The sequence below is a fragment of the Burkholderia sp. Tr-20390 genome, from assembly GCF_017104595.1.
In the GTDB taxonomy this organism is placed as follows: Bacteria; Pseudomonadota; Gammaproteobacteria; order Burkholderiales; family Burkholderiaceae; genus Burkholderia.
Genome location: NZ_JAAGPC010000249.1, coordinates 1 through 9,718 on the forward strand (window position 1 = coordinate 1; position 9,718 = coordinate 9,718).

Consider the following 9,718-nt stretch of genomic DNA (forward strand, 5'->3'; position numbering starts at 1 on the left):
TACCGCGAGCGTCGGGCGCGCGGGGCCGGCGAGCGCGCCGCGCAGCGCATCGCAGACGGCGCGCGCGAGCGCTTCGCTTTGCGCTTCCTGGGTGTCGAAAGCGTGAATCTCGATCACATCTCCTCCGGACTGCTTTGTCTGTTCAAATCGTACGAATCGTGGGGCACGTTGCCGCGTACGGTGGCGTGCGCGGCAACGGTTTGCATCAGTTCTCTTCTTCGAGCCAGCAGGTGTCGTGCTGCGCGAGCATCGCGCTCGCCGCGGCCGGCCCCCACGTGCCCGCCGCATACGGCTTCGGCGGCTTCAGCGTGCGTGCCCACTCGTTCAGGATAGGCTCGACCCAGCGCCACGCGGCTTCCTGTTCGTCGCGGCGCACGAAGAGGGCGAGACGGCCGTTGATCACGTCGAGCAGCAGGCGCTGGTACGCCTCCATCTGTCCTTCCTTGAAGAACTGGTCGAACGCGAGGTCGAGGTGCACGCTCGCGAGGTTCATCCCTTCGCCGGGCTGCTTCGCGAGGCAGTACAGGCGGATCGTCTCGTTCGGCTGCAGCCGGATCACGAGGCGGTTCGAACCGGGCCGCAGCGCGGTGGGCCCGAGCGCCGAATGCGGCACCGGGCGGAAATTGACGACGATCTCCGCGACGCGATCGGCCAGCCGCTTGCCGGTGCGCAGGAAGAACGGCACGCCGGCCCAGCGCCAGTTCTCGATCTCGACCTTCAGCGCGACGAACGTTTCCGTCTGGCTGTCGGGCTTCACGCCCGGTTCGGTCGCGTAGGCCGGCACCTGCGCGCCCTTGATCACGCCCGCATGATACTGGCCGCGCACGGCCACCTTGCCGATGTCGCGCGGATCGACCGGCTTCAGCGCGCGCAGCACGCGCAGCTTTTCGTCGCGCACCGAATCCGAATCCATCGAATGCGGCGGCTCCATCGCGACGATCGACAGCAGCTGCAGCAGGTGGTTCTGCACCATGTCGCGCAGCGCGCCGGTATTGTCGTAGAAATCGCCGCGTGCCTCGACGCCGAGCTCCTCGGCGATCGTGATCTGGATGCTCTCGACCCATTCGCGGCGCCACAGCGGCTCGAACAGCGCATTGCCGAAGCGCAGCGCGAGCAGGTTCTGCACGGGTTCCTTGCCGAGGTAGTGGTCGATCCGGTAGATCTGGCCTTCCGCGAAGATCTCGCCGACCGCGTCGTTGATCGCGTTCGACGACTTCAGGTCGTAGCCGAGCGGCTTCTCGAGCACGATGCGCGAGCCTTCGCTCAGGCCGACCGACGCGAGCGCCTTGCAGATCGGCACGAACAGCGACGGGCCCGTCGCGAGATAGAACACGCGGATGCCGGGCAGCGATGCCACGGCGTCGCGCAGCACGACGTAGTCTTCCGCGCGGCCGAGATCGAGGTGCACGTACTCGATGCGATCGAGGAAGGACTTCCACGCAGCTTCGTCGAACGCCTTGCCGGCGGCCTTGGCCGCGTGCGGCTTCACGTGCGTGTCGACCCATTCGAGATAGGACGCCCGATCCGATTCATGACGCGCCACGGCGACGATCCGGCCGCTCTCCGCCAGCATGTTCGCACGGTGCGCTTCGAACAGCGCAGGCAGGATCTTGCGCATCGACAGATCGCCGGTGCCGCCGAAAAGTACGAAGGTAAAGCTGGAATCGGTATGCATGTGTCTCCGCCGGGTTGGGGGTGCTCGGAAGCGATCCGTAGTGCGATAAAAATATTTTTGACACTGAATTGTAGTTTAACTACAATCCGCCGCAAGGGGTAGCACCTGGGTGAAGAAAAAAAGAAGTGCGGTCGATGAACTGCGCGAGCTTCGCCTTCGGGAACGCCTTGTGCCGAATGTTATCGGACATTGACGGCGCGCATCGTCCGCGCGACGTCGGCCCCGGGCTCGCGCCGCATCACCGCGGCGGGCCAGAAACACCAAGAGGAGACACGCCGTTGAATCTCGATTCACGCTTTCTGTAAGAGCCCGGCCGGTCATCGGCCCCGTACGCTGCATGCGTCCCGCGGCTCGATTTCCCCGTCGTTATCAAGAAGCCGGTTCCCGCTCGAGGGAACCTCACGAGTTGATTCAGTCTGGAGGAGATAAGTAATGAAAGTTCGCTCGATCATGGGCGCGCTCTGCGCCGCAGGTCTGATGGCCGGCGCCGTGGCGGCGCAGGCAGCCGAGAACGTGACGGTGCTGCACTGGTGGACCTCGGGCGGCGAGTCGAAGGCCGTCGGCGTGCTGAAGGACGACGTGCAGAAGCAGGGCTACGTGTGGAAGGACTTCGCGGTCGCGGGCGGCGCCGGCGCCGCGGCGATGACCGCGCTGAAGACCAAGGTGATCAGCGGCGATTCTCCGTCGGCCGCGCAGATCAAGGGCCCGCTGATCCAGGACTGGGCCGACCAGGGCGTGCTCGTCAACATCGATTCCGCTGCCGGCGACTGGAAGCAGAACCTGCCGCCTGAAATCGACAAGATCATCAAGTACAAGGGCCACACCGTCGCGGCGCCGTTCTCGGTGCACCGCGTGAACTGGCTGTACATCAACAAGGCCGCGCTCGACAAGGTCGGCGCGAAGGTGCCGACCACCTGGCCTGAATTCTTCGCGGTGGCCGACAAGCTGAAGGCCGCGGGCATCCAGCCGGTCGCGATGGGCGGCCAGCCGTGGCAGGACCTGACGCTGTGGGAGGACGTCGTGCTGTCGCAGGGCCCGGCGTTCTACAAGAAGGCGCTGGTCGACCTCGACCAGGCGACGCTGACCTCGCCGCAGATGCTGTCCGTGTTCGACACGGTGCGCAAGATCCAGGGCTACTTCGACACCGGCCGTAACGGCCGCGACTGGAACCTCGCGACCGCGATGGTCATCAACGGCAAGGCCGGCATGCAGTTCATGGGCGACTGGGCGAAGGGCGAGTTCGAGAACGCCGGCAAGAAGGCGGGCAAGGACTACGTCTGCGCGCCGGTGCCGGGCACCGCGAATTCGTACACGTTCAACGTCGACTCGTTCGTGTTCTTCCAGCAGAAGGGCGAGAAGAACGCGACGCCGGGCCAGCTCGCGCTCGCGAAGACGATCATGACGCCGGACTTCCAGGAGCAGTTCAGCCTGCTGAAGGGTTCGGTGCCGGTCCGCCTCGGCGTGAAGATGGACAAGTTCGACGACTGCGCGAAGAAGTCGTATGCCGACGAGCAGACCGCGATCAAGTCGGGCGGCTTCGTCCCGTCGCTCGCGCACGGGATGGCGCAGAGCGACGCGACCGCCGGCGCGATCACGGACGTCGTGACGAAGTTCATGAACTCGCAGCAGGATTCGAAGAGCGCGGTCGCCGCGCTCGCGAAGGCCGCGAAGGTCAAGTAACGCGCGACAGGCGCCCGGCCGGAAACGCTTCATCGGCCGGGCGTTTTTGCATGCGCAGCAAACGGGCTCGCCCGCGAAGCCCGTGCCGTACCCGGCGCCGGCCCGGCCTGCGTCGCCCTCGTTCCAGGAGTCGAATCAAGTGGCTGCCCCTCTTAGCGGAAACGGATCCGGCGCTGCCGCCGCACGGCGTACGTCGCCGATGTCGGCCTTCGCCGACCGCTGGATCCCGAAGCTCGTGCTTGCGCCGAGCGTCGCGATCGCCGTGGTGTTCATCTACGGCTTCATCCTGATTACCGGCTATCTGTCGCTGACCAATTCGCGGCTGTTGCCGAACTACGAATTCGACGGCTTCGGCCGTTACTCGGACCTGTTCCAGAACGACGTGTGGTGGACCTCCGCCGCGAACCTCGGCTGGTTCGGGATTCCGTTCATCGTGATCTGCGTCGCGCTCGGGCTGTTCCTCGCGATCCTGCTCGACCAGCGGATCCGCAACGAAGGCGCGCTGCGCGCGGTCTTCCTGTACCCGATGGCGCTGTCGTTCATCGTCACCGGCACCGCGTGGCAGTGGATCCTGAACCCGGGCCTCGGCCTCGAGAAGGTGATGCACGACTGGGGCTGGACGAGCTTCTCGTTCGGCTGGCTCGACGATCCGGACAAGGCGATCTTCTGCGTGGTGATCGCGGCCGTGTGGCAGTCGACCGGCTTCGTGATGGCGCTGTTCCTCGCGGGGCTGCGCGGCGTCGACGCGGAGATCTTCAAGGCCGCGCAGGTCGATGGCGCGACGCTGCCGACCATCTACCGCAAGATCGTGATCCCGAGCATGCGCCCGGTGTTCTTCTCGGTGCTGCTGATCCTCTGCCACATCACGATCAAGACCTTCGACCTCGTCGTCGCGCTGACGGCGGGCGGCCCGGGCACGTCGTCGTCGCTGCCGGCCATGTTCATGTACACGTTTTCGTTCAACCGCGGCCAGCTCGGGCTCGGCGCGGCGTCCTCGGTGATGATGCTCGCGACCGTGGTCGCGGTGCTGGTGCCGCTGATGTATATGGAATCGAGGAGCACCCGCAATGCAGCCTAAGATGACGATCAGCCGGGCAGTGATCTATGCGGCACTGATCCTGTTCGCGCTGTATTTCCTGTTCCCGATCTACGTGATGCTGTCGACGTCGTTCAAGGATCTCGACCAGCTGCGCACCGGCAACCTGCTGACGCCGCCCACCACGTGGACCGTCGACCCGTGGGTGAAGGCCTGGAGCGGCGCGTGCACCGGCGTGCGCTGCGACGGCATGAAGCCGTTCTTCCTGAACTCGCTGCAGATGGTGATCCCGGCCGTGCTGATCTCGTCGCTGATCGGCGCGTTCAACGGCTACGTGCTCACGCACTGGCGCTTTCGCGGCGCCGACGCGCTGTTCACGATGATGCTGGTCGGCTGCTTCATCCCGTTCCAGGTGATCCTGCTGCCGATGGCGCGCCTGCAGGGGATGCTCGGCCTCGCCAACACGATTCCGGGCCTCGTGTTCGTGCACGTCGTGTACGGCATCGCGTTCACGACGATGTTCTTCCGCAACTTCTACGTGAGCGTGCCGGCCGAGCTCGTGAAGGCCGCGCGCATCGACGGCGCGGGCTTCTTCACGATCTTCACGAAGATCCTGCTGCCCGTGTCGCTGCCGATCTTCATGGTGTGCCTGATCTGGCAATTCACGCAGATCTGGAACGACTTCCTGTTCGGGATCGTGTTCTCCGGCGTCGATTCGATGCCGATCACGGTTGCGCTGAACAACCTCGTCAACACGTCGACGGGCGTGAAGGAATACAACGTCGACATGGCCGGCGCGATCATCGCCGCGCTGCCGACGCTGCTCGTCTACATCGTCGCCGGCCGCTACTTCGTGCGCGGGCTGACGGCGGGCGCGGTGAAGGGGTAAGCGCGGCTTCATCCGATACGACGAACCGGCCGCGCCTCGCGCGCGGCGCATCGAAACGAACCCGACGCGGCGCCGGAATGCGCCGCGCGAGACGAGACAGAGGATTCACAGCATGGCAAGCCTTTCCATCCGTGACGTGTACAAGACCTACCCGAACGGGGTGCCGGTCCTGAAGGGTGTCGACATCGAGATCGAGGACGGACAGTTCCTGATCCTGGTCGGCGGGTCGGGCTGCGGGAAGTCGACGCTGCTCAACATGATCGCCGGGCTCGAGACCGTGACGAGCGGCGAGATCTGCATCGACGGCAAGGTCGTCAACGACCTGTCGCCGAAGGATCGCGACATCGCGATGGTGTTCCAGTCGTACGCGCTGTATCCGTCGATGACGGTGCGCGAGAACATCTCGTTCGGCCTGAACATCCGCAAGGTGCCGAAGAGCGAACAGCAGCAGATCGTCGACCGCGTGTCGCAGATGCTGCAGATCCAGCACCTGCTCGACCGCAAGCCGGGCCAGCTGTCGGGCGGCCAGCGCCAGCGTGTCGCGATGGGCCGGGCGCTCGCGCGCGATCCGTCGCTGTTCCTGTTCGACGAGCCGCTGTCGAACCTCGACGCGAAGCTGCGCATCGAGATGCGCGCGGAAATCAAGCTGCTGCACCAGCGCCTCGGCACGACGATCGTCTACGTGACGCACGACCAGATCGAGGCGATGACGCTCGGCGACCGGATCGCGGTGATGAAGGACGGCGTGGTCCAGCAGTTCGGCGCGCCGCAGGAGATCTACGATTCGCCGTCGAACCTGTTCGTCGCGGGCTTCATCGGCGCGCCGCCGATGAACTTCATCAACGGCAAGCTGGTCGAGCAGGGCAGCGGGATCGCGCTTGAAGTCGACACGGGCGTCAAGCGCGGCGTGCTGAACCTGCCGTTCGATGCGGCGAAGCTGAAGTCGCACGTCGGCCGCGAGGTGATCCTCGGTCTGCGTCCGGAGCGCATCACCGACGTGCGCCATGCGCACAACGGCGACGCGTCGCACCTGCAGCCGTTCGACGTGCGCGTCGACGTGACCGAGCCGACCGGGCCGGACACGCACGTGTTCGCGCAGGTGAACGGCAAGCGCATCGTGAGCCGCGTGCATCCGGCCGCGAACCCGCAGCCCGACCAGACGCTGTCGCTGCTGTTCGACGTGTCGAAGGCGGTGCTGTTCGATCCGGCGTCGGAAGAGCGGATCGCGTGATGCAAAGTCGCTTGGGGCGATCGATGAGGTGTCCGGGCCACACGTGGCTTTTGGCGGCGCGTCGATTGCCCCGGCGCAAGCGGGGTCGCTGCATTCGCTGTAGTTATCGCCTTTCCCTCGATGCCTGGCGGCCGGAGGTTGCAGTCATGGACTCGGCAGTGACAAAAAATACGAGCCGATTGCATGTAGCACCGGCATGAACAGGAGACACGCGAAGACGGCCGGAAAATAATGCTTCGAGTGGCGTACCCTGGAAAACAAGCCGCCCACTGCGACAAGCAAGCATACGGTCGCGAGTGCACCAAATAGATCGCTGTTCGCGATCACCGAAAAAAACGCACGCATGTCCGCTCCACGGGTTACTGGTTGAATGCAGTGAAATTCCAGCGATACAGCTGAAACTGCTTTAGAAAGTTTTTGACCTCGGCTCCTGTCGTCTCGTTTCTGTAGTCCCACCCATCTTCGCCGGGCGTGTAATGTCCGTTTTCCACGCCCATGCCTGCATAGCTGGCGCTTTGCGGGTCCGCGCGATTGCGGCCGAATATTCGCATGATTGTTGTGAACGGACGAACGATCACGCCACTCGAATTCCCCTGCATGATCGCAATGGAAGACGGTGAGACCCTCGTGACCATTTGAACGTGGTGTCCAATACCCGCACGATCATTGGCCTGTACAAGCATGTCTCCGGGCAGGAGCGACTCCGGTGTCTGGAGTTGTGTGGTATTCGAACCTGTACGCTGTACGTCTGGTGCACCGAAAGTCAGCGATACCATATCGGCGAAACCGTACATTGTCGAATCGTATCGTCGGTGCTCGGGTTCGCCGTAGATTTCCTCATTCCGATAGCTTCGCACGCCGGTTGTCACGTTGAGCGGCAGTCCTCGCAATGCGGAAAACTGGATGAGCAACCGTAGCGCGAAGTCCTCGCAGGTAAATCGATTTGCGCGCGTGCTTCCATTTCGATCCCAGTACGTTTCGGCCTGGATCTGCGCTGCGAGTTGTGGGACGGTGCGGTGATATTCAGCGATGTCGGTATCAGTCCATTCACGGATCGATTTCCAGAATGTCTTGGAGCGGGCAGTGACCGGCTTAGGTGAAGCATCACTCGTTGGCGTGGTCGTGCGTGCCGCGACCAGCTTGTATCGGTTACCGTTAGGGGAGACGTGAGTATTTTCCGGCATGGCTATTCGGCGAGATAGATCGTGATATTTTCAGCATGCGGCGTAGCGGCGAGCAGGTGCGTTTGTCCGGACGCATCTGTTCTGCCGTATTCGAATGTTCCCGTGTCACGCCGCAGCGCATAACCGGTGTAGCTCAGAGGGTTGCCGTCAGCGTCCCGAAGGACGAAGCGATCGTCATAGGTGGGCAGCGCAGTTGCCGGGGTGCCGGGCATTGCAGCGGCTGCGGCCGGTATCCCGGTATCCAGCTCGGTTTCGGCTATTTTCCATTTGCGCCCGTACCGGGAGTTGATGCGTGGAGGACGTTCACAGCGGCATCGGACCCAATCACCACTGAGGGCTTGAACTCGTCCTGCAGAAGTGAAGTCGCGTAGGCGCTTTTTGTTCGGAGTACCGGGCGCTGCTTCAATCGTTCCGATGCTTTCGCAGGTGCTGCACCAAGCCCGCTGTCCGACGAATGTGATTCTGCGGCGCTTGCCGTCGTCACCGACGATCGTTCCGCATTCGCCTCCGTCGAGTACGTAGCCGCCACTGTCCAGCGGATCGTCTTCGACTACCGCGTAAAAGATGACCATGCCCTTGCCGTCCGTTTGAAATCATGGTGCGGAACGTAGCATGGCTTCGCTGAGTCATGAAAGGCAATTGTAAAAAATCGTGTCCGTATGCAATAGCTCGCTTTGGTCCTGAATCACGAGCGGGCAACGGCAAAGGGCTGCTTCAGCAGTCCCTTGAGTTTCCGGGAATCGTTAGCCTCAGTGCGGCAGCCGCACGTCGAACTTGAACGTCGCGAGCCGCGCGACGAGGATGAAGCCGGTCGCGAGCAGCACGCTGTACACGGAATCGAACTGCAGCCATACGAGCAGCAGGTAGAACCAGCAGCCGACGAACGCGCAGGTCGCGTAGGGCCGCGAATCGCGCAGGATCAGCGGGATGTCGTTGCACAGCACGTCGCGGACGATCCCGCCGACCACGCCCGTGATCACGCCCATCATCACCGCGATGAAGCGCGGCATCTCGGCATCGAGCGCGATCGCCGTGCCCGAGATGCTGAAGATCCCGAGCCCGATCGCATCGGCGACGAGCAGCAATCGCTCGGCCGACAGCCGCGACAGCATCCGCAGCACGAACGGCGCGAACAGCGCGAGCACGAAGATCGCGATCACGTAGTCGTCGTGCACGACCCAGTAGAACGGCCGGCGCTCGAGCAGGATGTCGCGCAGCGTGCCGCCGCCGAACGCGGTGGCGAGCGCGACGACGAACGTGCCGACCGAGTCGAGGCGGTTCTTGCGCGCCTCGATGAAGCCCGAGATCGCAAAGGCCAGCGTGGCGATCGCCTCCAGTACCGCGATCGCGAGCGTCAGCCTAGGATGCGGCACGCGGCCCCCGGTCACCGGGTGCCGCGAACGGCTGCAGCAGCACCAGCACCGCGCCCGCGCCGCCGTCGTGGCCGCGCGCCTCGCAGAACGCGATCACTTCTTCCTTCTGCACGAGCCACGCACGCACCTTGCCTTTCAGCACCGGCTCCTTGCCGATCGAGCCGAGCCCCTTGCCGTGGATCACGCGCAGGCAGCGCAGCCCCTTCTTGCCGGCTTCGCGGATGAACTCGGCGAGCGCGTCGCGCGCCTCGTCGCGCCGCATTCCATGCAGGTCGATCTGCGCCTGCACGATCCACGCGCCGCTGCGCAGCTTGCGCACGACGTCGCGGCTGATGCCGGGGCGGTGGTAGTACAGCGAGTCGTCGCTGTCGAGCAGCGTCTCGGGATCGAATTCGTCGGACAACGTCGCGTTCAGCACGGCTTCCTCGTCGCGCTGCGTCTGCTTCGGCACCGGGTCGGGCGGTGTGCGCCCGGCCGCCGCGCGCGGCGGCGCGTTCAGCGGGCGGATCGCGCCGATCTCGTTGCGGAACAGGTTTGCGTCGGCTTCCGCCTTGCGCTCGGCCTTGGCCGCTTCGACGCGCTCGCGGTCGCGGCGATCGGCTTCGCCTTGCAGCGACTTGCGCAGCGCGCCGAGCCCCGCGAGCCCCTGG

9 protein-coding genes and 1 pseudogene are annotated in these 9,718 nt (G+C 64.3%); 4 read left to right on the plus strand and 6 right to left on the minus strand.

Annotated elements, in window-relative coordinates; genetic code table 11:
• Positions 1-117: pseudogene (locus G3N98_RS36035) on the minus strand (6-phosphogluconolactonase); the annotation flags it as partial.
• 88 nt (positions 118-205) lie between these two features.
• Positions 206-1,675, minus strand: coding sequence for a glucose-6-phosphate dehydrogenase (zwf, locus tag G3N98_RS36040; RefSeq protein ID WP_124576695.1), 1,470 nt, complete (start codon positions 1,673-1,675; stop codon positions 206-208).
• A gap of 432 nt (positions 1,676-2,107) precedes the next feature.
• Between zwf and G3N98_RS36045 the strand changes: the two genes are divergently transcribed.
• From G3N98_RS36045 to ugpC, 4 genes are all read left to right on the plus strand, one after another.
• Positions 2,108-3,355, plus strand: a complete 1,248-nt coding sequence (locus tag G3N98_RS36045; protein ID WP_069247370.1) for an ABC transporter substrate-binding protein — start codon at positions 2,108-2,110, stop codon at positions 3,353-3,355.
• A gap of 139 nt (positions 3,356-3,494) precedes the next feature.
• The gene (locus G3N98_RS36050; protein WP_039343490.1) at positions 3,495-4,433 is read left to right on the plus strand and encodes a sugar ABC transporter permease; all 939 of its coding nucleotides are present in this window, start codon (positions 3,495-3,497) and stop codon (positions 4,431-4,433) included.
• On the plus strand, positions 4,423-5,280 hold the full coding sequence (locus G3N98_RS36055) for a carbohydrate ABC transporter permease (RefSeq protein WP_011544828.1): 858 nt from the start codon (positions 4,423-4,425) through the stop codon (positions 5,278-5,280). The genes G3N98_RS36050 and G3N98_RS36055 overlap by 11 nt, the downstream gene beginning before the upstream one ends.
• Before the next feature lie 112 nt (positions 5,281-5,392).
• Positions 5,393-6,511, plus strand: coding sequence for a sn-glycerol-3-phosphate ABC transporter ATP-binding protein UgpC (gene ugpC / locus G3N98_RS36060; protein ID WP_089472317.1), 1,119 nt, complete (start codon positions 5,393-5,395; stop codon positions 6,509-6,511).
• Positions 6,512-6,870: 359 nt separating this feature from the next.
• On the opposite strand, the gene G3N98_RS36065 is transcribed toward ugpC, so the two are convergent.
• From G3N98_RS36065 to G3N98_RS36080, 4 genes are all read right to left on the minus strand, one after another.
• Positions 6,871-7,695 carry a hypothetical protein gene (locus G3N98_RS36065; protein ID WP_206150795.1) on the minus strand — a complete coding sequence of 275 codons (825 nt, stop codon included), beginning with the start codon at positions 7,693-7,695 and terminating at the stop codon, positions 6,871-6,873.
• A gap of 2 nt (positions 7,696-7,697) precedes the next feature.
• Positions 7,698-8,267, minus strand: coding sequence for a PAAR domain-containing protein (locus tag G3N98_RS40055; protein ID WP_241026230.1), 570 nt, complete (start codon positions 8,265-8,267; stop codon positions 7,698-7,700).
• Between the two features lie 177 nt (positions 8,268-8,444).
• The gene (locus tag G3N98_RS36075) at positions 8,445-9,068 is read right to left on the minus strand and encodes a trimeric intracellular cation channel family protein (RefSeq protein ID WP_039343458.1); all 624 of its coding nucleotides are present in this window, start codon (positions 9,066-9,068) and stop codon (positions 8,445-8,447) included.
• On the minus strand, positions 9,055-9,718 hold a 664-nt coding region (locus G3N98_RS36080), incomplete at its 5' end, for a Smr/MutS family protein (RefSeq protein WP_206150794.1). The genes G3N98_RS36080 and G3N98_RS36075, both read right to left, overlap by 14 nt.

Excerpts from the sequence above, each read along its gene's own strand:
- zwf (WP_124576695.1), bottom strand. The coding sequence starts at position 1,675 with ATGCATACCGATTCCAGCTTTACCTTCGTACTTTTCGGCGGCACCGGC.
- G3N98_RS36045 (WP_069247370.1), top strand. The coding sequence starts at position 2,108 with ATGAAAGTTCGCTCGATCATGGGCGCGCTCTGCGCCGCAGGTCTGATG.
- G3N98_RS36055 (WP_011544828.1), top strand. The coding sequence starts at position 4,423 with ATGCAGCCTAAGATGACGATCAGCCGGGCAGTGATCTATGCGGCACTG.
- ugpC (WP_089472317.1), top strand. The coding sequence starts at position 5,393 with ATGGCAAGCCTTTCCATCCGTGACGTGTACAAGACCTACCCGAACGGG.
- G3N98_RS36065 (WP_206150795.1), bottom strand. The coding sequence starts at position 7,695 with ATGCCGGAAAATACTCACGTCTCCCCTAACGGTAACCGATACAAGCTG.
- G3N98_RS40055 (WP_241026230.1), bottom strand. The coding sequence starts at position 8,267 with ATGGTCATCTTTTACGCGGTAGTCGAAGACGATCCGCTGGACAGTGGC.